The 21040-nt window shown below is 40.0% G+C and carries 20 protein-coding genes; 1 reads left to right on the plus strand and 19 read right to left on the minus strand.

Annotated elements, in window-relative coordinates; translation table 11 throughout:
- From IQ19_RS26665 to IQ19_RS29380, 16 genes are all read right to left on the minus strand, one after another.
- On the minus strand, positions 1–1007 hold a 1007-nt coding region (locus tag IQ19_RS26665), incomplete at its 3' end, for a YfcC family protein (RefSeq protein WP_242021129.1).
- Positions 965–1753 carry a 5-deoxy-glucuronate isomerase gene (locus IQ19_RS26670; protein WP_144546686.1) on the minus strand — a complete coding sequence of 263 codons (789 nt, stop codon included), beginning with the start codon at positions 1751–1753 and terminating at the stop codon, positions 965–967. The genes IQ19_RS26665 and IQ19_RS26670, both read right to left, overlap by 43 nt.
- Positions 1746–2603: a class II fructose-bisphosphate aldolase gene (locus tag IQ19_RS26675; protein WP_144546688.1), complete on the minus strand. Its 858-nt coding sequence runs from the start codon at positions 2601–2603 to the stop codon at positions 1746–1748. The genes IQ19_RS26670 and IQ19_RS26675 overlap by 8 nt, the downstream gene beginning before the upstream one ends.
- Positions 2604–2691: 88 nt before the next feature.
- On the minus strand, positions 2692–3588 hold the full coding sequence (gene iolE, locus IQ19_RS26680) for a myo-inosose-2 dehydratase (protein ID WP_144546690.1): 897 nt from the start codon (positions 3586–3588) through the stop codon (positions 2692–2694).
- Between the two features lie 14 nt (positions 3589–3602).
- Complete coding sequence (gene iolD, locus IQ19_RS26685) at positions 3603–5522, minus strand: 3D-(3,5/4)-trihydroxycyclohexane-1,2-dione acylhydrolase (decyclizing) (protein ID WP_144546691.1); 1920 nt, start codon at positions 5520–5522, stop codon at positions 3603–3605.
- A gap of 222 nt (positions 5523–5744) precedes the next feature.
- Positions 5745–7208 carry a CoA-acylating methylmalonate-semialdehyde dehydrogenase gene (locus IQ19_RS26690; protein ID WP_144546693.1) on the minus strand — a complete coding sequence of 488 codons (1464 nt, stop codon included), beginning with the start codon at positions 7206–7208 and terminating at the stop codon, positions 5745–5747.
- Between the two features lie 21 nt (positions 7209–7229).
- The gene (gene iolC, locus IQ19_RS26695; protein WP_144546695.1) at positions 7230–8231 is read right to left on the minus strand and encodes a 5-dehydro-2-deoxygluconokinase; all 1002 of its coding nucleotides are present in this window, start codon (positions 8229–8231) and stop codon (positions 7230–7232) included.
- A gap of 22 nt (positions 8232–8253) precedes the next feature.
- The gene (iolG, locus tag IQ19_RS26700) at positions 8254–9276 is read right to left on the minus strand and encodes an inositol 2-dehydrogenase (RefSeq protein WP_144546697.1); all 1023 of its coding nucleotides are present in this window, start codon (positions 9274–9276) and stop codon (positions 8254–8256) included.
- Between the two features lie 189 nt (positions 9277–9465).
- Complete coding sequence (locus tag IQ19_RS26705; protein WP_144546699.1) at positions 9466–10467, minus strand: LacI family DNA-binding transcriptional regulator; 1002 nt, start codon at positions 10465–10467, stop codon at positions 9466–9468.
- Between the two features lie 279 nt (positions 10468–10746).
- Positions 10747–11694 (minus strand): formylglycine-generating enzyme family protein, encoded by a 948-nt coding sequence (locus IQ19_RS26710; RefSeq protein WP_144546701.1) that lies wholly within the window; start codon positions 11692–11694, stop codon positions 10747–10749.
- A 36-nt stretch (positions 11695–11730) separates the two neighbouring features.
- Positions 11731–12273, minus strand: coding sequence for a chromate transporter (locus IQ19_RS26715; RefSeq protein ID WP_144546703.1), 543 nt, complete (start codon positions 12271–12273; stop codon positions 11731–11733).
- A 3-nt stretch (positions 12274–12276) separates the two neighbouring features.
- Positions 12277–12882 (minus strand): chromate transporter, encoded by a 606-nt coding sequence (locus IQ19_RS26720; RefSeq protein ID WP_144546706.1) that lies wholly within the window; start codon positions 12880–12882, stop codon positions 12277–12279.
- Positions 12883–13103: 221 nt separating this feature from the next.
- Positions 13104–14591, minus strand: coding sequence for a sulfatase (locus IQ19_RS26725; protein ID WP_144546708.1), 1488 nt, complete (start codon positions 14589–14591; stop codon positions 13104–13106).
- A gap of 97 nt (positions 14592–14688) precedes the next feature.
- Complete coding sequence (locus tag IQ19_RS26730; protein ID WP_144546710.1) at positions 14689–15693, minus strand: LacI family DNA-binding transcriptional regulator; 1005 nt, start codon at positions 15691–15693, stop codon at positions 14689–14691.
- A gap of 21 nt (positions 15694–15714) precedes the next feature.
- Positions 15715–17229, minus strand: coding sequence for a tripartite tricarboxylate transporter permease (locus tag IQ19_RS26735; protein WP_144546711.1), 1515 nt, complete (start codon positions 17227–17229; stop codon positions 15715–15717).
- Positions 17230–17284: 55 nt separating this feature from the next.
- On the minus strand, positions 17285–17659 hold the full coding sequence (locus IQ19_RS29380; protein ID WP_422386972.1) for a tripartite tricarboxylate transporter TctB family protein: 375 nt from the start codon (positions 17657–17659) through the stop codon (positions 17285–17287).
- On the opposite strand from IQ19_RS29380, the gene IQ19_RS28800 reads away from it, so the two are divergent.
- Positions 17556–17771 carry a hypothetical protein gene (locus IQ19_RS28800; protein ID WP_242021130.1) on the plus strand — a complete coding sequence of 72 codons (216 nt, stop codon included), beginning with the start codon at positions 17556–17558 and terminating at the stop codon, positions 17769–17771. The genes IQ19_RS29380 and IQ19_RS28800 overlap by 104 nt on opposite strands.
- 97 nt (positions 17772–17868) lie before the next feature.
- Here the strand turns inward: IQ19_RS28800 and IQ19_RS26745 are convergent, their stop codons facing one another.
- From IQ19_RS26745 to IQ19_RS26755, 3 genes are all read right to left on the minus strand, one after another.
- Positions 17869–18882 (minus strand): tripartite tricarboxylate transporter substrate binding protein, encoded by a 1014-nt coding sequence (locus IQ19_RS26745; protein WP_144546715.1) that lies wholly within the window; start codon positions 18880–18882, stop codon positions 17869–17871.
- 414 nt (positions 18883–19296) lie between these two features.
- Positions 19297–20133, minus strand: a complete 837-nt coding sequence (locus tag IQ19_RS26750; protein ID WP_199749565.1) for a carbohydrate ABC transporter permease — start codon at positions 20131–20133, stop codon at positions 19297–19299.
- Between the two features lie 19 nt (positions 20134–20152).
- Complete coding sequence (locus IQ19_RS26755) at positions 20153–21022, minus strand: carbohydrate ABC transporter permease (RefSeq protein WP_144546719.1); 870 nt, start codon at positions 21020–21022, stop codon at positions 20153–20155.
- Positions 21023–21040: the final 18 nt, after the last annotated feature.

A 21040-nucleotide genomic window follows, 5' to 3' on the forward strand; every position in this document is an offset into this window, starting at 1 on the left:
ACCTGGCGCTCGATGCCCAGGAGGTCGGCTAGCGGGGTCATGATTGGCATGGTTGTAGCAGCCTGCCCGCTTCCGGATGGAATAAAGAAGTTGATGACAACCTGAACAAAGAACATCCCAATGACATTTAACGTATTGGGCAGGGCACTAATGACTGAAGCAAGACCATTGATCATCGTATCAATAATAACGCCGTTTTCCATAACAACTAAAATAGCGCGGGCGAAACCAACGATAAGCGCTCCAAATGCAACAAGCTTCATCCCGTCAACAAAGGAATCAAATAAGCGATTGATTCCAATGCCTCCAATAAGACCAGAGGCAAAACCGATAATAATGAAAGATGCTGTCAGCTCGGTTAAATACCAGCCCCATTCAAACACACCATACATGTTAAATGCGAGTCCGCCCACAATGATCAGGAGAACAAGAGCATGACGAAGCTTGAATTCCTCAAACTGGCCTGCCTGCAGGTCCTTACGCTTTTCTTTTTCCTTCATTTCAATATCATACATCACACTTTTTTCAGGGTTTTTCTTTACTTTGGATGCATACCTCATGACATAAAAAATGGCTAATGATAGAACAAAAAGATAAATGGCAAATCGGAAGCCAATTCCGCTGAACAGTGGCACTTCTGCAATGGACTGGGCTACCCCAACCGTAAACGGATTCATCATCCCGCCAATAAAACCGCTGGCTGCCCCGATGCTAATCATGGCCGTTCCGGTGATGGCATCATACCCCATCGCCCTTGCAATCGCGATTCCAATTGGCACAAAGATAATGCTTTCTTCTGCCATTCCAGTTGTGGCTCCGGCAATTGAAAAAATAATCATCGTTATCGGAATGAGCAGCTTTTCCCTCTTCTCCAATTTCCTTACTGCCTTATGAATCCCAATTTGGGTGGTACCTGGTACCAAAAAAACCTGCGGGCTTCTATTCGCTCGCAGGCGGTAGGTGTTTATTTTTCTGGCCAGATTTTTGCGTCTGGTTCCAATAGCCATTTGTGTTCTTCTTCCATGATCCGGTCGGTCCATGGGTTGTTATCGAGGTGGCGAATCATCCAGCAGAAGTACATGGCATATCCCGGTGCTGTTGTCTGAGGATGGTCAAGGTCTCCCGGTATGGTAATAAAGCTGTTGTGCTCGACACGGTATGCATCAGGTCCAACCATGGCACATCCGAAGCCTTGAGGCTTGTCAAAGCGATAGTAATATACTTCTGGCTGATCATGATGATGCGGCGGATAGCTTGACCAGCGGCCAGGGTAGGAAATGACTTCACCAATTACCAGATTCGAATAAGGAGCATTGTTATAATCGAAAATAGTTCTGATTACCCTTTCTGCTGTTCCGTTCCATACTCCCTCACCGGCAACCGTGCTGCTGCAATCCTCTGGTGTATATAATTTTGCTTCAAAGCTTTCTTCATTTTCCGTCTTTTGGACAAGCACTTCACTTTCTGAAAGTGCAGTTACCTTTACCTCGACTCCCTTAGGTACATGGAGACACCATGGATCTTCTTCAAAAACACTTTCACGTTTAATTTCCTGAGTATTTCCGTTCCATTCCAAACAGACTGCTCCTTCAAGCAGAAGCACGGCAGTTTCCTGAACATTGTCTGCTAATGTTTCAGACTCTTTTGCCTGCAATTTATAAATACCGATATCCTGCATCATATCGCTATGTTTACTGTTTGCATTCGTAATTTCTGTATATCCGTTCTTTAATTCACCCAGTTTTTCATACATGTATTACTCCTCCTTCAACTCGTCCATTGCTTTGGAACATGAGCATATGACGCTTCACATTTTCCGCTGCCGCATCAATTACTTTTTCATGATAGGTAAAATAGTCCATAAATGGGGCATCTTCATTTACCCTATCGACAACATTGTTAAAGGTCGATGTCGCTACATTTATTTTTCGGATACCTTGGGTGATACAGGTTCGGAAATCCTCTTGCGAAATTCCTGAGCCGCCGTGAAGAACCAGCGGAATCTCCACTTCCTCATTGATTTCTTGCAATCGGTCGATTCGCAGGCTTGGTTCTCCCTTATACACACCATGTGCATTGCCGATTGCGATGGCCAAAGCATCAATACCTGTCTCATTTGCAAAACGCTTCGCCTCCTCTGTTGAAGTTATTAACACCTCTAAGTCTACTGAACCATCTTCACTTCCGCCTACCTGGCCAATTTCCGCCTCAACGGTCGCCCCATAGCTGCGGGCAATAGCAGCCATTTTCTGCGTAACAGAAATATTCTCTTCCAAAGGATGGTGGGAGCCATCGTACATAATAGAAGAAAAACCAAGGTTAAGCGCTTCCCGAATTGTTTCTTCTGTCAGGCCATGATCAAGGTGAACAGCGACCGGTACAGCCGCTTTTTTTGCAGCAGCCACCATCATTGGACCTATCAGATGAAGCGGAGAATGCTTCAGACGTACCTCAGCAATCTGTAAAATAAGCGGGGAACGCAATTCTTCCGCGGCTTTTACTGCACCTATTACCATTTCCATGTTAGCTACACTAAAAGCCCCGACACCGTATTGATTCTCCTCTGCATGGTCAAGAATCCCTTTCATTTTTACTAAAGCCATTTTGTTCCTCCTTCTTTCGCAGGCAGTATGCCGCCGCTACGCACTTAGATTATAAAAGGGCGGGAAGAGCCCCCCATTGGGATATTACTTAGAGTCCGCTCGTTTCTCTGATATATTGCCTTGCCTTTACTGCATACTCAAACGGATTGGCAATGGCAGGATCTTGTTCAGCCTCAACGACAAACCATCCTTTATATCCAGCTTCACTTAATACCTGAAAAACGGGCTTAAAGTCAATTTGACCATCTCCCGGAACTGTAAACACGCCATCCTTAACGGCCTGTAAGAAACTCATATTCTCTTCGCGAACTTTTTTCGCAACATCTGCCCGGACATCCTTCAAATGAACATGATAAATGCGATCCATATATTTATTTAATACCTCAAGATGATCTTCACCTGAAAACACTAAATGTCCTGTATCATAGAGGAGCGAAACCTTTTCAGGATCTGTTCCCTCCATCAATCGGTCAATTTCTTCTGATGTTTGTACTCCTGTTCCCATATGATGGTGATACACAATTTTCATATCTTTTTCAGCTGCTAGTTCACCAAGCCACTGCATCCCATCCAAAAATAATGTCCAACCCTGATCTGAAAAGACCGGCTTCTGTTCGAACAAAGGCGTCTCTATTTGTCCTTGTATGCTGTTGCCTTGTTCAGAAACTACAATGACCTTCGCACCCATTTCATATAAAAAGTCCCGGTGTTCTTTAAAAGCTTCAGCTGTTTCTTCAAATGGCTTTGTTGTTAAAAATGAACTAAACCAGGCGCTGGCAATTTCTAACCCGCGAAGTGATAGTGCCTTTTTAAGTACTTCTGTATCCCGGGGATATTTATTGCCGACTTCACTGCCGGAAAAGCCTGCAAGTGCCATCTCGCTAATGCACTGCTCAAATGTCACTTCTCCGCCAAGCTCGGGCATATCATCATTTGTCCAGCCAATCGGTGCGATGGCTAACTTTACTTGATTGTCATTAAACATTGCCGTTCCCTCCATCAGTACGCGCGCGCTTTTTCCAAATTAGTTTCTTTATCTGCATATGCCTTCTTGATGCTTTCCTTTTCAGATACTTCCGCTACACCAACATGCCACCAGGAATCATATCCATGTGTCATCGTTTTCGGAAGTACTTTAATATCAATCAGCGTGCTGACAGATTGCTTTTTCGAGTCATTAACAGCCGCTATAAGCTCTACTCTAGTCCGGACAGAATATGTTTTTACTCCATAACCTTCTGCCGCTTTAGCAAAATCTATCTCCATAACTGGACCATCCATCTTCCCGGTTTGAGGGTTTCGTTTCCGGAATTCTGTACCAAAGCTTCCCATTCCGTTTTCCATCTGCAGATTATTAATACAGCCAAAACCGGAATTATCAAAAAGGACCACATTGATTTTCTTGCCCTCCTGCAGGGAAGTGATTAGCTCTGTATGGAGCATTAAGTAACTGCCATCACCTGTCATGGCATATACTTCACGTTCCGGTTCAGCCATTTTCACTCCGAGCGCGCCAGCTATTTCATACCCCATGCAAGAATATCCGTATTCCATATGGTAGGAGTTCCGTGATTTGGTATTCCACATTCTCTGCAGGTCACCCGGCAAACTTCCAGCAGCTCCGACAATGATTGCCTCATCATCAACAAGTACATTCAATGTTCCAAGCACACTTGTCTGTGTCAATTCTGTTCCGAGCGCTTCAATATATTCCGGTAATTGATCATCGAGATGGCCGGCTATCTCCGGCGTAAAATTCTCTTCAAATGCAATGCTGCTTAAACGGTCTAATTCTTCCTGCCAGCCTTGCTTTGCTTTCTCAATTTCATCCTCGTATCCCGACTTGTAGCTCTCAAGTCCTTCAGCAATAGCATCAAGCCCCAGCTTTGCATCTGCTACAACCTTCGCAGCATCTAGTTTGGAAGCATGGAATTCCGAAATATTAATGGTGAGAATATCAGCTTTGCCAAACAGTTGCTTGGAGGCTGTTGTAAAATCAGTAAAGCGTGTGCCTACGCCAATGACTAAGTCTGCTTCTTTAGCAATTGAGTTTGCTGCGGAATTCCCGGTAACTCCAAGGCCGCCCAAATTCAAAGGATGATTGCTTTCTACACCGCTTTTACCTGCCTGTGTTTCACCAAATGGAATATTAAAAACTTCAGCAAATTTAACAAAAGCATCAGCAGCTTCAGAATATCGGACACCTCCGCCAAAAATAAGCAGCGGTTTTTTCTTTGACTGAATTAGCTTTACTGCATCCTGGACGCTTTCAGGAGAAGGGGATCGTCGTTCGATGCGGTGAATTCTTTTTTCAAAAAAGCTCACTGGGTAATCCCATGCTTCCCCCTGTACATCCTGAGGCAGTGCAATTGTAACAGCTCCTGTATCAGCCGGATTTGTCAAAACCCTCATGGCATTCAGCATGGCAGACATTAACTGTTCCGGGCGGCTGACGCGATCCCAATATTTGCTCACTGGACGAAATGCGTCATTTGTTGAAATGGATAAATCATGTGTCTGTTCAATCTGCTGAAGAACCGGATCTGGCTGGCGTGTAGCAAATACATCACCCGGAAGCAAAAGAACCGGAATATTATTCGCTGTAGCCGTTGCAGCAGAAGTAACCATGTTTGCTGACCCGGGCCCAACAGAAGATGTACAAACCATAATCTGCTTCCTGTGCTTCTGCTTAGCAAAGGCCATGGCTGCATTGGCCATTCCCTGCTCATTCCGTCCCTGGTAGACTTCCAATTTGCCAGCATTCTCTTCAAGTGCCTGGCCAAGTCCAAGAACATTGCCATGTCCAAATATAGTAAAAATACCTTTTATAAACCGCTGCTGTATGCCATCAAATTCTACATACTGCGCATTTAAAAATTTTACGAGTGCCTGTGCAGTTGTTAATCTAATCGTACTCACTGTTCAATCTCCTCTCAGTTAAAAAGCACAATAAATTTATGCATGAAGAAACCTGACAAAAAAATTGTCCCTCTTCACGCCCGGCGCATTTAGGTTCAAGGTGTGGCTGTCATATTTCTATAAAACACGACCTTGAATCAAATCTAAAACCCTTTTTGCAAAAAAGGAAAAGGGAAACGGCACAGACCTTCTCCGTCCCACCACTTCCCTTACTAAAAGCACTTATTGTACAAAACGAGCTGTAACCATTTTCTTTCTTGTGTAGAATTCTACTCCATCTGTGCCGTTCGCATGAAGGTCACCATAAAAAGAATCCTTATACCCGGAGAATGGGAAGAATGCCATTGGAGCCGGAACTCCAACATTAATGCCTAGCATTCCTGCATCAATTGTTTCACGGAACTGGCGGATTGCATATGCACTATCAGTATATAGACAAGCACCATTTGCAAATGGTGAAGCATTGGCTACCTCAATGGCTTCAGATAATTCATTTACACGAACGATAGATAAAACAGGTGCAAAGACTTCATCCTGCCAAATTTTCATTTCCTGAGTAACATTATCGAAAATAGTAGGGCCTACAAAGTATCCTTTACCGTTTACTGCTTCATCTGAACGGCCATCACGAATAAGTGTTGCACCTTGCTCAACGCCGGATTCAATGTACCCAAGTGTACGTTCTTTATGTGATTCCCGGATAACCGGCCCTAAGAATACACCGTCTTCAAGTCCGTTTCCAATTGTAATTTCATCAGCAGCTTTTTTTAGCTTTTGAATTAATTCATCAGCAACAGATTCTTCTACTGTTACGACAGCAGCTGCCATACATCGTTCTCCTGCGGAACCGAAAGCTGCACTTGTAATCTGTGTAGCTGCTGCGTCAAGGTTTGCATCTTTTAATACAATGGAATGATTCTTGGCACCTGCTAGCGCCTGAACACGCTTCAGATTGGCTGTTCCTGCCTTGTACACATATTCTGCTACAGGCTGGGAACCAACAAAGGAAATAGCTTTGACTAATTTATGCTCAAGAATTCCGTTTACAACATCATGAGCACCGTTCACGATATTTAAGACACCTTTGGGAAGGCCGGCTTCTTCAAACAATTCTGCAAGACGTGCTGCAAGAAGTGGAGTACGCTCTGATGGCTTTAGGACAAAAGTGTTACCGCAAGCAATGGCAAGTGGAAACATCCAGCAAGGAACCATCATTGGGAAGTTAAAAGGTGTAATTCCACCAACTACTCCAATTGGATATCTGTACATACCAGATTCAATGTTTGTCGCAATATCTGGAAGCTGCTTACCCATCATTAAAGTCGGTGCACCAGCTGCAAACTCAACGCATTCAATACCGCGAAGCACTTCGCCGTGCGCTTCTGAGTAGCTTTTTCCATTCTCAATCGTTACTAGCTTCGCAAGCTCTTCCCAATTTTCCACAAGAAGCTGCTGATATTTGAAAAGAATTCGTGCGCGCTTTGGAACTGAAGTCTGTGACCATGTTTTAAATGCTTCATTAGCTGCCTGTACAGCCTGATCCACTTCTTCTTTTGTAGATAAAGGGACGATAGCTAATTCTTCACCTGTAGCCGGATTATAGACTACCTCTGTTTTTTCGGATGAAGATTCAACCCATTGTCCGCCAATATAGTTTCTCAATGTTTTTACTATTGTTTGTGTCATTTAGTATTCTCCCCTTCTCTATTAAACTGTTTCGTAAATGGCTGTTTCCATATGTTCAAGGAGCTCTGCTTCAGTCGGCATCGCATCAGAGCAGCTATGACGGGAAATTACGATTGAGGCAGATGCACTGCCCATCTTCATCGCTTTTGAAATCTCCTTGCCATTCATTAGTCCATAAATAAAAGCTGATGCATATGAGTCGCCCGCCCCGAACGTTTTCAAAACATTCGTCCGGAAAATACCGCTCCTATGAGATTCACCATCTTTGGTATAAGCAATGGAACCTGCTCCCCCATGTTTGATGACAACTAGATTTGCGCGGTAAGAGAACCAGCGGGATGCAGTATAATGATCATCTGATTCTTTTATATTTAATAGTTTTTCCATCATATCGAACTCTTCGCGTGTTCCGATAATGACATCACATTTCTCGGCAGCAAGATTATAATATACGGCCGTCTCTGCTTCGTCAGTCCATGTATATGGACGGTAATCCAGATCAAAGAAAACGGTAACTTTATGCTTTACTGCATATTCAAGTGCCAGGAATACAGCTTCCCTGGATGGGCTCTTTGCAAGCGCAGTGCCTGAAATTAATAAAGATTTTGATTGTTTGATATATTCTTCATCTACTTCAGACGGATGCAGCTTCAAATCTGCAACATTATCACGGTACATTAGGATACTGCAATCTTCCGGACTCTTAATCTCTGTAAAAGCAAGACCGGTTACTGCTCCTGTTTGATCAATTTTTATACCCTGTGTATCAATTTCGTTTTTCTCTAAATAATTAGTGATGAATCGTCCCATTTGGTCATCGGAAACTTTCCCGATAAAGCCCGTTTTTTGGCCAAGCCGGGCGGAACCTACAGCAATATTGGTGGGTGAACCTCCAACATATTTTGTAAAAGTGCACGTTTCCTCCATAGGCCGATTTGTCTCATTTGCGTTTAAGTCTATACACAGCCTGCCAACAGCAATAAGGTCAAGCGGCCGATCCTTTTCAAATTGAAGGGGATTCATATTAAACTTCCTTTCGCTTAGTTTAATTTGCAGCAGTTGGGGTCGCCTGGTTTAATTGAACAGGTGTACCCGTTTCCAGTGATTGTTTCGCTGCCCTGGCAATACGCTCAGCTTGTAAACCATCAAATCCTGTACAGCTTACTTCCTGGTTGTTAAGGACAGCGCTTGCAAATTCAGTGACTTCATCTATATATGCTTGAGTGTAGCGTTCCAGGAAGAAATACAGCGGCTTTTCCTTTGCTACATGATGGGCTGTAGAAACTTCAACATTTGTTGCACGGTTATTGTCTACATTTGCAGCTCCCTTATCACCGAAGACTTCAAGGCGTTGGTCATACCCATATGCTGCCCGGCGGCTATTTTCAATAACTCCTAATGCTCCGTTTGCAAATTTCAAAGTAATGATAGCCGTATCAATATCCCCTGCCTCTCCAATCGCAGGATCAACCAGAACAGCTCCATTAGCGGAAACCTCTGTAACCTCGCTGCCCATTACGTATCTTGCCATATCAAAATCATGAATGGTCATATCCATGAATAGGCCGCCTGATGACTTTATGTAATCCACACCTGGAGGCTGAGGGTCGCGTGAAGTAATACGAAGAATATGCGGGTTTCCTACTTCCCCGCCCTGAACAAGCTGGCGGACTTTTCGGAAATTAGGATCAAAACGGCGGTTAAAGCCAACCTGAAGCTTTACGCCTGCTTTCTCAACTGCAGCCAGTGCTTCTTCCGTTTCTTCCACTGAAAAACTGACAGGCTTTTCACAAAAAATGTGTTTTTTCGCTGCGGCGGCCTCTTTAATAATCGTTGCATGTGTATTAGTTGGTGAACAGATAAAGACAGCCTGTATATCAGGATCATTAAGTACTTCTTGATAATCCGTTGTTAGCACTTCAATTTGTTTCTCAATCGCCCATGCTTCAAGATGAGCTGTTGCAACATCTGAAACACTTTTTATTCTGATTTGCGGGATCAGTTTTAAGTTATCAACATGCAATTTACCAATTCTGCCTGCTCCTATAATTCCTACAGTCAATGACATTTTCCAAATACCTCCTAAAATAGGTTAAGCGCTTTCTTAACTTTATTATACATCCCTATGATTCATCTTCAAGTATTTTTCGAAATTTTTAAAATTATTTTTCTTTTATTATGATTAAGCGCTTAACTAATAGGTGGAAAAATACCGGCAAGCTGCCGGTAGATAAACATTCTTAAGCACTTTGATAAATTAATTTAAATCTCTTACAGAATAACGTTCTACTAATTCGGGCGCGAGCATAATCCTGTGTCCAGAAAGGTTCGGCTTTTCAATTGATTTCAATAGCTGATGAATTGCATACCGAGCCAATTCATCAGTTGGCTGAGCTATCGTGGTTAAGCCCGGATCTGCAATTTCAGCATGGATCGTGTTATCAAATCCTATGACTGAAATATCTCCTGGAATAGAAACATTGTGTTTTCTTGCCTCATTTAAAAATACAGCTGCAATAAGGTCCGTTGAAGCAAACACGGCTGTGGGTCTGTTTTTTAATGTCAAAATTTGCTTAGCAGCTTCCTTTGCCTCTTCAACTCTTGATTTGGAATAGACGACAGAATCTTTATCCAACACTATCTCCTCATCTGCAAGAGACTGCTTAAAGCCTTCTAATCGCAAACGGCCGCTCGCCCGGTTTACTTCTGCAATAACAGCAAAATTCCGATGTCCTTTATCAAGTAAGTAGCGTCCCGCAAGGTATCCCCCTCTTACGTCATCAGTGGTAACGACATGTGATGAGAATGATGGGTGATCAATTGAAAACATTAACAGAGGGATCTTTTTATCCAAGAGCTTTTTGAATACCTTCCAATCCCTTGCCTCTGTTGCAAGTATGATGCCATCAACCTGTTTTTTTAATAACAGCTCCAAATAATCCTGTTCTCGTTCTCTCTGATAATCAGTGCTACATAGAATAATGGCATAACCCGTTTCCCGGGCATGGTTTTCTAGTGCCCGCGCTACTTCTGCAAAGAATGGGTTAGCAATATCAGGAACAAGCACACCAATTGTAAACGTTTTTTTACCTGTTAATGCTGCCGCAACGCTGCTTGGTGAATATTCAAGCTCTCTCATAATTTCCGTTACTCGGTTTCTCGTTTTATCGCTGATTCGCCCTGTATTATTTACCACTTTGGACACAGTGGCAATGGAGACACCCGCCTTTTCTGCGACATCGTATATGGTAGGCTTCATGTAGTTCTAATCTCCTCTAGTTTTCCTTTTCTTTATTTTAGCATGAGAGAATTGAGAAGTGGCATGAACTCTGCACCGGATTTTATCCAACAGTTCCACCTCAATTTCTATTTTCAATATATTTTAGTTAAGCGCTTTCTTTAAAAGATATTTTATCCTATAGATTTTTTTAAATCAAATGTTTTTTATATTAGTTTAAAAAATAATAAAAATTTCATATTACGGTAAATCTATAGCCAGCCATATATATCACAATAAAAAAGCTTAGTAATATCCCCTTTAAGCATCAGCCGCACATCGAAATCCCATGTTACCCGTAGAACTATCAGGGGTGTTTGAACTTCTGGCTGCAACTCGGTATCGGTTGCAGTAGGATTCATGACATAAATACGATCCGCCTCGCAACACTTTCGTCTCTCCTTTATTTGGCCCAGTTGGATTATTTTTCGACCCATCCAGATAATAAAAAGGACTAAACCAATCAGAACACCACTCCCACACATTTCCGGCCATATTATACAACCCAAAACCATTCGGCGGAAAAGATTTTGATGGAGCCGTAGCTAAATATCCATCAGATCCAAGGTTCATCCTTGGAAATTCACCTTGCCATATGTTGCAATAATGTTCACCATTTGGGGTAAGCTCGTCTCCCCAAGGGTACTGCTTCTGCTCCAATCCTCCACGTGCAGCATATTCCCATTCAGCCTCTGTCGGAAGCCTTTTCCCTGCCCATTTACAAAAAGCAGCCGCATCATTCCAGGATACATGGATAACAGGATGATCCAACCTGTCTTCAATAGTGGTGTCATTGCCTTCAGGATTTATCCAACAAGCTCCTTCTACAATCCACCACCACGGCGTTTGTTTCACCACATTTTTCACTTGCTTCCTTGTCTTCTCTGAAACAAATTGATAAAAAACATAAGACCAGCCATATACTTCAGCTTCTGTTTTATAACCCGTATCCTGCACAAAATCATAAAATTGCTCGTTTGTTACTGAGCATGCATCAATATAAAAAGGGGAAATTGTAACTTTTCGAACAGGACCCTCTCCGTCAGAGGAGAATCCTTCTTTTGTGTCTGTTCCCATTAAAAATTCCCCACCTGGAAGGTATATCATATTGTCTTTCTGTGTTCTTTTAAGATCTTTATTTAAAGTAATAACTTGTTCTGAATTTTTACCCGTTTTGGGTCTAGATGCAGTACAACATGCTTTTTCCATTTCTAAACCTCCAATAAAACTATTAATCTTTTATCATTAATAATAGATTATTATCCCAAATACTCCAGAAAGCAGGATTATTGAAACCGGACTGATTTTCGTTAAAACAAGGAGGAGAAAACCAATAACAATAAAAAGTACCCCTATTGTATCAAAATGAAAGTTGCTGAAAGAGGTAATAATTTGGTTTTGTATAGCTACTTTAATAGCTGCGTATGTAACTAAACCAGTAATAACAGGTCTTAACCCATAAAATGCCGAATGTACGAATTGTTGATTTTTCACCTTATTAAAGAATAAACAAATAATAAAAACAATTAACAATGAAGGCATCGATATGGCGACTAATGAAGTAACTGCTCCAAGGGGACCCCCAACTTTGTATCCTACAAAAACAGCAATATTTGTTGCAATCGGACCCGGAGACATTCCAGCAACGGCTATAATGTCCGTAAATTGCTGAGCAGTAAGCCATCCATGTTCCTTAATTTCGTATTCAATAACGGGAATCATTGAATAGCCTCCGCCAAAAGAGACAAAACCGATTTTTAAGAAGGTGAAAAATAAACTTAATAACATGTTTCAGTCCCCCGTTACACTTGAACCTTTTGAGTGGCTGTATGTTTTTGTCTTATGAACAGATCTCCGGAAGCTTAGCAAAACTCCTGTTACACCACCAAATATTAAAATGATAATCGGGTGAACTGGGAGAAATAAAAATAACATAAGAGATATTAAGGCAATAATAGTTGTTAATTTATCAATCATTGCAGTTAACCCGATCTTATATGCAGCATATAGAATTAATGCTACGATCGCAGGGCGTATGCCAACAAATGCTGCTTGGATAATAGGATTATGTTGAAAGTTGAGAAATAAAGTCGCAAATATTAAAATGATAACGAATGTAGGTGTGATGATTCCTAGTGTTGCAGCCAGCGCACCAGGAATTCCCGCTACCTGATAGCCGACAAAAGTCGCGGTATTGACTGCAATAGATCCTGGTACTGTTTGGGCAACGACCAACACATCACTTATATCTTCTTTTTTTACCCACCTATTTTTCTTTGTGACAGCTTTTTCTAGCAGAGGTATCATCGCATATCCTCCACCGAAGGAGATGGGACTTATTTTGAAAAAGGTGAAAAAAATAAGCCATAATTTTATCAATGCCTTTTTATTTGTCATCTTCACCTCTCCTCATTACAAATAATAACCTATGAACTTTTTCACCTCTCTAATGGCGTGTCCCTTTTAAAAAAACACCTTAGAGTAATGTCGTCTCAATAAAGTTTTCAACAATTACTCTAAGGGTTCAAATTAAAAGGATTCTAGTCTAAACAATTTCAAAAACCTGATACTGTTTTCACCGCAAATAATACTTTTTTAACTGTGTCATTACCTCTCAATTATGTTGTTGGAACTGAAACTTTTAAACCTAATCTTTCATACTGCTCTCCAGGTGCATCATTTTCATTCATCAGACGCGTGAGGTGATTAATCATTTTCTCTTCTATTTCACGATCATTTATAGATTCCTTTTGTGAAGGATCCTTTTGAATATCAAATAATAATGTCCTATAAGTATTAAAATCAACATCATAGTAACATTGTGTGTCAATTTTCATTGTTTGTATGCCCTTTGTAAAAGAGAACGGACTTTCTAGTGACAAAGTTTTAAGCTCTTCAGCGGTGAAAAATGCCCTCAGACGTACAGGCAATAATGTATAACTGTAAAGAGGTGTATTGTCATCCGTTTTCGGCCCCCGCATATATACATAATGCCCATCCGTGCAATTCACATGTCCGCCGTGGATGCCGAACAATACCGCATCTCTTGTCGGTTTATTAGTGGCAATGGTTTCCCCTAAAGCAATTCCCTGCATATCTTTAGGAATTTCAATATTGAAAAAGTCTAATAGAGTTGGTGCTATATCTATCATTTGTACTAATCGATCTGAACGCTCCCCATGTCTTCCGCTCCGAGGGTCCCATATAAACAGCGGTGTCCGTGCCACTTCATTGTAAAATGGCTGTACACATTTGCCCCACCAATCGTGTTCACCAAGTAAAAACCCATGATCAGTATTTACAATTAGCATGGTGTCTTCCCACATATCAAATTCATCCATCATATCTAGGACTTTCCCTAAATAGGCATCACACATACTGACTAAAGCTTTATATTCAAGACCGCCATGTTCTACTTGTTCTTGCGTTTCATTTACCTGGCCATAGCTGGGCCAATCAAAATGCGGGCCATCATAATCATGTTCATATAATTTTCGATACTTTTCAGGTGCATAAAACGGTTCATGAGGATCAAATGTTTCAATTTGTAAAAACCACTGATCATCTTTATGATTTTTTTCAATAAATTCAAGACCTCTTTTAAATGTAACAGCCTGCGGAAATTCCTCTTCCTCAATTATGTATTTTCTATTTATCCAATCATGTTTATTGACACTCTCCATGTCATGTCCGCCAATCATTGCTGGAATTTGCGGAGTTTGAACCTCACCTTTCCAAGTATCTCCTTCTTGCCCACGAGAGAACTCAAAACTGTTATACCTCGTGTGGTAATTATAGCCTCCGTCTTCCCAATAATGCTGATGATCGGTAATTAAATGGGTATAAACGCCACTATTCTTCAGAATTTCAGGCATCGAATCATCAAATGGTTCAAGTGGTCCCCAACTACGATGCAGGAAATTATATCTGCCTGTATGCAAATCTCGTCTTGCCGGCATACAAGGCATACTTCCTACCCAGCTTTGATCAAATGTTACCGTCTTCTCCTGAAGCCTTTTAAAATTTGGTGCATAAATATCTTCATAGCCATATGACGGCAGCATGTGCCGATTTAATGAATCAAACATAACCATAATTGCCTTCATTTAGATCCTCTCCTCTATTAAAAGCTCTTTCTTCTGTTTTTCATTCGAAAAATGGGAACGTTCCCTATTTAACTAAAATAAATAGTAATGCGGGAATTCAAGTGGAATCCCGCACTACCAATGAAGTAGGCAAAGTTATTTGTTTTTTGCACTGACTTTGGTCCTCGTCCATATTCATCATGAGAATAAGTTGTCGAACAGCTAATTCTCCCATCAACTCTTTGTTAACTCTCACAGTTGTTAAAGCAGGTTCATAAATTGAAGCCATTTCGATATCATCAAAACCGACAATCGCGATGTCTTTTGGGATCGAAAATCCACTTTTCTTGAATTGCTTCATCATTCCAATTGCCAATAAATCACTTGCAGCAAAAATAGCGCTAGGTAACTCTGATAATCTCATAAATGCATCCGCGGCATTTCTTCCCGTTTCCATACTAACTTCATCTACTTCTATGACCAAATTCTCATCAAATTCAATTCCCTTTTGCATTAAAGCATCTTTATAAGCGGAATAACGATCATTTATATATCGTTCTTTCCAAAATCCCTGTACAAATCCTATACGGCGATGGCCTTTCTGAAATAAATATTGCATAGCATCCATAGATCCACTATATTCATCACTTTCCACATAGCTAGTATTTTCAATTTCCACAAATGGATTTAGGAGCATAACAGGGATATTTTGCGATTTGAACGCCTCTACGATCTCTGCATTAATGCGGCTTGCGAGAATTACTCCATCCACCCTTTTTTCATGTATAGTTTTAAATGGATCATTTATATCCCGTTCAGTAAAAACAAACACACCATAATTATTGTTTGTGGCTGTCTCAATTAGTGATGAAATAATAGGTGTAAAGAAGGGATAAGTGATAACCGGTTTTATCTTATGGTATATGACAAATGCAATATTTCCAGTTTTTCTTGTAACCATTGCTTTTGCAATTTCATTGGGTTGATAATTTAATTCCTTAGCTACCTTTAAAACTTTTTCTTTTGCTTGGTTACTGTATTTTCCGTTATTAGAAAGAACACGGGAAACGGTAGATTTGGATACCCCTGCTATTTTAGCAATATCTTTGATTGTTGCACCCATATCTTTTCTCCTTAAAATTCGTTATGTGAGATTGATAGAATTATCTGTTTTCTGATTCGATTTCCCTTTTTTAGCCATAAACATCACAACAGACATTAAGGTTAATACAACGAAGAAAATACAAATTGGTTTTGTCACAAAAATCAGATAGCTTCCATCAGATATTACCATTGCATTTCTAAAGTTTTTTTCCGCAATCGGCCCAAGTACTAGTCCTAGTAACATAGGAATTGGCGAGAACCTCATTTTATACATTATATATCCAATAATACCAAAGAATAGGATTAAATAAATGTCAAACACTGTATTATTGACTGAGAAAGCCCCTGCCACACTGCATACTGCAATGATTGGCACTAATAATACATATGGAACTTTAGCTACCTTAGCAAACCATTTTACTAGTATTTTTCCCTGCAAAAACATGAAAATATTAATGAAAATAAGACCCAACATGATGGCGTACATGATATGCCCATAATCAGTAAATAAACTTGGCCCCGGTAATAGACCATGAATCATCAGTGAACCTAACAGAATAGCGGTTGCTGCATCCCCTGGAATACCTAGCGTAAGCAGCGGGATTAATGTAGCGCCTGTTGTGCCATTATTTCCTGCTTCAGGTGCGGCAATCCCTTTAAGTTCACCTGAACCGAAAGTCTCCCCATTTTTTGATCTTTTTTTCGCTTGGTCATAACTAATAAATGCAGCAATCCCCCCACCAGTGCCAGGAATCGCGCCAATTATAGTTCCAATTAATCCGGATCTGAAGATGGTACTTAAGGTTTGTTTAAATTCAGACCAACTCAAACCTTCATTATTTAATTTTGCTTGGCTCTCTTTATCGCTTTCTCCACCTGCATTTGCATTCTCATTGGTTTTAATAAACAGTTCTGCAACAATAAATAGTCCAACTAATCCTATTAGCAGCGGAACCCCATTTAGTAATCTATAGTCACCAAAAGTAAAACGGGGTACTGCACTTGAGGCGTCCATGCCGATTGTTGATACAAATACACCTAAACATCCGGCAATAATCCCTTTTATAATATTATCCCCACTAACTCCTGCAATAACAGTTAGGCCGAATATAGCTAATGTAAAATATTCAGCCGGCCCAAAATTCAAGGTGAACTTTGCAATTTGGGGAGCCGTTGTTAATAGCACCAACGCACTGATGAGACCTCCGATAGTGGAGGCAATAAGTGCCATATCCAATGCTTTGCGGGCTTTTCCCTGTTTGGCCAATGGGTGCCCATCCAATATAGTTGCCACAGAGGATGGTGTTCCTGGGGTCTTTACTAATATGGCTGTAATGGAGCCTCCATAAGTACCACCGCAATAAATACCCAACAACATGAGAATAGCAGAAGTAGGATCCAACACGAACGTCAAAGGAGTAAACAGAGCGATCCCCAAATCGACCGTTAACCCCGGGATCGAACCGAAAATAATTCCTATCAATAACCCAACATTAATAAAAAGAAAAACTTTTAATGTAAATAATTCACTGGCTCCCTGTAGTAAAATATCCATATTTTCACCTCTTAAAGGTTGTGCTTAATTAAATCAGCATAGTTTACAAATTCCTCTATGGCAAATTTACATTGAGGGCATTTGCAAAGACAAAATATACTATAAATACAACCGCGCATGTCACAGCATAGTATTTCCAGTTTTTAACTTTATAAAAAAGCAGACAACTCGTACATAAAAGTAAAGACGAGATCGTGAAACCCAATTTGTCAATGATGAACCCATAACCTATAAATATAAAAATCATTCCGATGCCTCGAAATTCCTTCAGTAAGACGCTCTTATTGATATTTACTTCTTTTTTTTCTGTAAAGAAAAAACCTTGAATGATCAATAATAGACTGCAAATTAATATAACGATGGCTATTAACCTGGGAATTGTCCTTGCATTTATAGATGAGGCCTCAACAGTTGAGATTTGCTGGGGAATTAGCAGCAAGATAGCACTGGAAAGAATTAAAAAAACAATACCGCTTACGATATTTGAATTCAGTTTTAAACTCATATTACTTTCACCTCAATCAGGTATACTTTTGCAATAATGAAAAGTTTCTCATATGCAGTATCACAGCGCTTATACTGCATATGAGAATGGCAACTAAGCAATTTTAACTTTGAGATGGTTAACTGGGTTACTCACTACTTCTTTATCGTTTTCAGCAGTTCATCAACTTCTTTACTTTGATTCATAACATATTCATCAATTTCTTTAGGCCCAAGCGGATTCATTTTATAACTTGCTCCTTCTAAAAATTTCTTGAACTCGGGATCCTCATACACTTCATTAAAGGCCTTATTAAGTTTATCAACAATTTCCTGAGGAGTTCCCTTACTTACATTGAAGTAGTTGAATCCTGCAAAACTTACCTCATAGCCCTGTTCCGCTAGTGGTGTTATCGGATCGATCCCCTCAACTTCATAAGGGAACGGAGCAAAAGTACCAAGACCTTTCAGTTCTCCTGTTTTTAGATAGTCATCCATGATTGGAGCTACCCCAACAGTTACGTCAATATGTCCGCCTAATAAGTTGTTAACCAGATCCATTCCGCCTTCAAAAACAACTGGTTCAGCCTTAATTCCATACTTTTCAAATAATCCGGATTGGATTAAGTGTGTATCATTCCCCACACTTCCTGTAGTTCCAAATTTTATTGTTTTACCTTTTGCATATTCTTTTAAATCCTCCATACTTTCGATTCCTGTTTTTGAAGGATTAGACATTAAGATGAATTCTACTAGAAAATCTCCGATTAACGGTTGAAAATCATCGTATGAATATTGAACTTCTTTTACTTTAGGGGTAATTGTAAAGTTAGCAGAAGAAGTAACGAGCACTGTATGTGCGTCTGGCTTCTTTTGTGCAAATTCGGTAAGAGCAATTTCACCGCCTGCCCCTGTACGGTTTTCCACTACTACTTCTTGACCTATGTAGTCGCTGGCCAAAGATGCAACTTTACGGGCAAAAACATCTGCGTTACCTCCACTCCCCCATGGCACAACAATGGTAACTGGTTTTTCAGGAAACTTACTGACATCAGTTTTACTGTCAGCATTTGCTTCATTGCCGCCTTTACTGCCTGCACAGCCAACTAGGCCAAACGACATAATAGCAAGGGTTAATAATGTTAATAACGTCTTTATAGTTTTTTTCATTAAAATTCCTCCCTTTAAATTAATTTTAAAAATGATTATCCTAAAAATTATTAAACTTAAATCAAGAATTATGCAAAATAAACTTAGTTAAGCGCTTTCTTTTTTTAGTAAAAAAAATTAACCTTTAACTATTAAAATATCCCATCAACCACTCCTTTTAAAAAGGGAACGTTCCCACTTTTTTAAAAGTATAACATCTAATGTGAATATTCACAATATTTATTTCATTGTAAATAATATCTTTTTATGAAATAAACGCGGTGTAAATGTTATTCGCTATGAAAAGCGTCATTTCCACTTATGATTTAATAGTTTAAGTAAAATGAAAATCCCCTTTAAATAAAGAGGATTTTATAGAAGTATATTAATATAAATACACTGCATAAACAAGCAATACTACAGACTCCAAGATCTTTATCCCTTAACAGAACCTGAACTCAATCCGCTTACTACTTGTTCTTGAAGGAGGATGAATATAATTATACTCGGAATAACAATCATCGTAAGTGCCGCAAACAAAGCTGTATAATCATAGCTGAACATAGATGTAAAATAATTCAGCACTAACGGAACGGTTCTATTTTCGTTACTAGATGTAAGTGTCAAGGCAAACAGGAATTCATTCCAGCAATTGATGAATTGGATAATGGCAGCTGTTGCGAATCCAGGCCTTGCAATAGGAACAATGATTGAAAAAAATGTACGGACAAAGCTGGCTCCGTCTATATAAGCTGATTCCTCAATTTCTTTAGGGATTGTAAGGAAGAAGCTTCTAAGAACAAAGAGAGTAATTGGAATTCCAATTGCAGTATAAACCAAAACCAAACCAGTCTTTGTATCATATAAACCGATCGCTTCAATAACACTGTATATCGATTGCATCATGGATGTAATCGGGATAAACAAAGTAACACTCATGACAGCAAGCAATACATTAATAAACTTCGATTTTACACGTGCAAAAACATATGCGGCCATACCCATAAAGATCAGATTCAGCAAGGTCGCTGCTACAGAAACGATAATGCTGTTTCCATAGTATTGAAAGATTGGAGACACAGATATAGCTGTCAAATATCCATCGAAGCTAAAAGAAGTCGGCAATGATAAAGGGGAAGATGTAATTTCCCTTGTTGACTTAAACGATGAAATGACTACCCAAAATATCGGCAATACAGATATAAACGTGATGACCGCCAAAAAGATGAAGGTAAGGGCTTTCCTTATGATATTCTTGATACTTTCCTGCATGTTCATCTCTCCCTTCACACTAAACATCCGACTGTCCAAATCTAAATAATTTTGTAATAGTAAAAATAAGAATTAATCCCAAAAAGATTAACAATGTACCGATGGAGTTCGCATAGCCATAGTTATTCAGCATCATGGCCTCTTTATATAAGTAGAGCGGCAAATTCAGATTCGTATCATTCGGACCGCCATTTGTTGTTAAAAAGATGAGCTCAAACTCTTTTAACATACTGGTTGCAGCAAGGATTACACTTATTCCTATTACATTCCGCAGCAAAGGCAGCACAACAAATAAATCTGTTTGCAGCTTTGAAGCTCCGTCTATCTTGGCTGCATCATAAAGCGATTGAGGAATGGTAGCAATTTCTGCCATTACAATGATCGTGATCAGCGAAGCAAAGAAAAGCCAGCCGCTTGTTACCGTCCAAAAAGAGGTGGATGGATCATAGTACCAATTGAGCGAGAAGTTTTCAAATCCAAGCATCTTAAACAATGAATTGACCAATCCCATTTGCGGATTGAATACATATAACAGAAGCATCGCTCTCGCAGCTGATGAAATAATAATGGGAATCATGTATGAAGTGCGGACGATTTTCCAGCCAAAGGGTTTATGTGAAAGGACCAGAGCTACCGCTACACCCAATATCACATGGACAGTTCCTTGCAGCACTACCCAGATAATGGTGTTTTTGGCAGAAATCAAGAAGGCCTTATCTGAAAATAAAGCTATGTAATTATCAAAACCGATAAATTTCATCGGCTGATTGATCTTGTAATCGAAAAAAGAAGTGAAGATTACATTCACAACCGGAAATCCAAACACAAGAAGAAAAATCAATATAGCTGGAGCCAAAAATAAAGTATACCAAAGCCGGTTGCTTTTCATGATGCACCTCCAAGTTTA

The sequence above is a fragment of the Cytobacillus oceanisediminis genome, assembly GCF_007830235.1.
Lineage (GTDB): Bacteria > Bacillota > Bacilli > Bacillales > Cytobacillaceae > Cytobacillus > Cytobacillus oceanisediminis.

Excerpts from the sequence above, each read along its gene's own strand:
- IQ19_RS26675 (WP_144546688.1), bottom strand. The coding sequence starts at position 2,603 with ATGGCTTTAGTAAAAATGAAAGGGATTCTTGACCATGCAGAGGAGAAT.
- iolC (WP_144546695.1), bottom strand. The coding sequence starts at position 8,231 with ATGAATCCCCTTCAATTTGAAAAGGATCGGCCGCTTGACCTTATTGCT.
- IQ19_RS26710 (WP_144546701.1), bottom strand. The coding sequence starts at position 11,694 with ATGGAAAAAGCATGTTGTACTGCATCTAGACCCAAAACGGGTAAAAAT.
- IQ19_RS26715 (WP_144546703.1), bottom strand. The coding sequence starts at position 12,273 with ATGTTATTAAGTTTATTTTTCACCTTCTTAAAAATCGGTTTTGTCTCT.
- IQ19_RS26730 (WP_144546710.1), bottom strand. The coding sequence starts at position 15,693 with ATGGGTGCAACAATCAAAGATATTGCTAAAATAGCAGGGGTATCCAAA.
- IQ19_RS26725 (WP_144546708.1), bottom strand. The coding sequence starts at position 14,591 with ATGAAGGCAATTATGGTTATGTTTGATTCATTAAATCGGCACATGCTG.
- IQ19_RS26745 (WP_144546715.1), bottom strand. The coding sequence starts at position 18,882 with ATGAAAAAAACTATAAAGACGTTATTAACATTATTAACCCTTGCTATT.
- IQ19_RS26720 (WP_144546706.1), bottom strand. The coding sequence starts at position 12,882 with ATGACAAATAAAAAGGCATTGATAAAATTATGGCTTATTTTTTTCACC.
- IQ19_RS26690 (WP_144546693.1), bottom strand. The coding sequence starts at position 7,208 with ATGACACAAACAATAGTAAAAACATTGAGAAACTATATTGGCGGACAA.
- IQ19_RS26750 (WP_199749565.1), bottom strand. The coding sequence starts at position 20,133 with ATGCAGGAAAGTATCAAGAATATCATAAGGAAAGCCCTTACCTTCATC.
- IQ19_RS28800 (WP_242021130.1), top strand. The coding sequence starts at position 17,556 with ATGATCAATAATAGACTGCAAATTAATATAACGATGGCTATTAACCTG.
- IQ19_RS26670 (WP_144546686.1), bottom strand. The coding sequence starts at position 1,753 with ATGTATGAAAAACTGGGTGAATTAAAGAACGGATATACAGAAATTACG.
- IQ19_RS26735 (WP_144546711.1), bottom strand. The coding sequence starts at position 17,229 with ATGGATATTTTACTACAGGGAGCCAGTGAATTATTTACATTAAAAGTT.
- IQ19_RS26705 (WP_144546699.1), bottom strand. The coding sequence starts at position 10,467 with ATGAAGCCTACCATATACGATGTCGCAGAAAAGGCGGGTGTCTCCATT.
- iolE (WP_144546690.1), bottom strand. The coding sequence starts at position 3,588 with ATGTTTAATGACAATCAAGTAAAGTTAGCCATCGCACCGATTGGCTGG.
- IQ19_RS26755 (WP_144546719.1), bottom strand. The coding sequence starts at position 21,022 with ATGAAAAGCAACCGGCTTTGGTATACTTTATTTTTGGCTCCAGCTATA.
- iolG (WP_144546697.1), bottom strand. The coding sequence starts at position 9,276 with ATGTCATTGACTGTAGGAATTATAGGAGCAGGCAGAATTGGTAAATTG.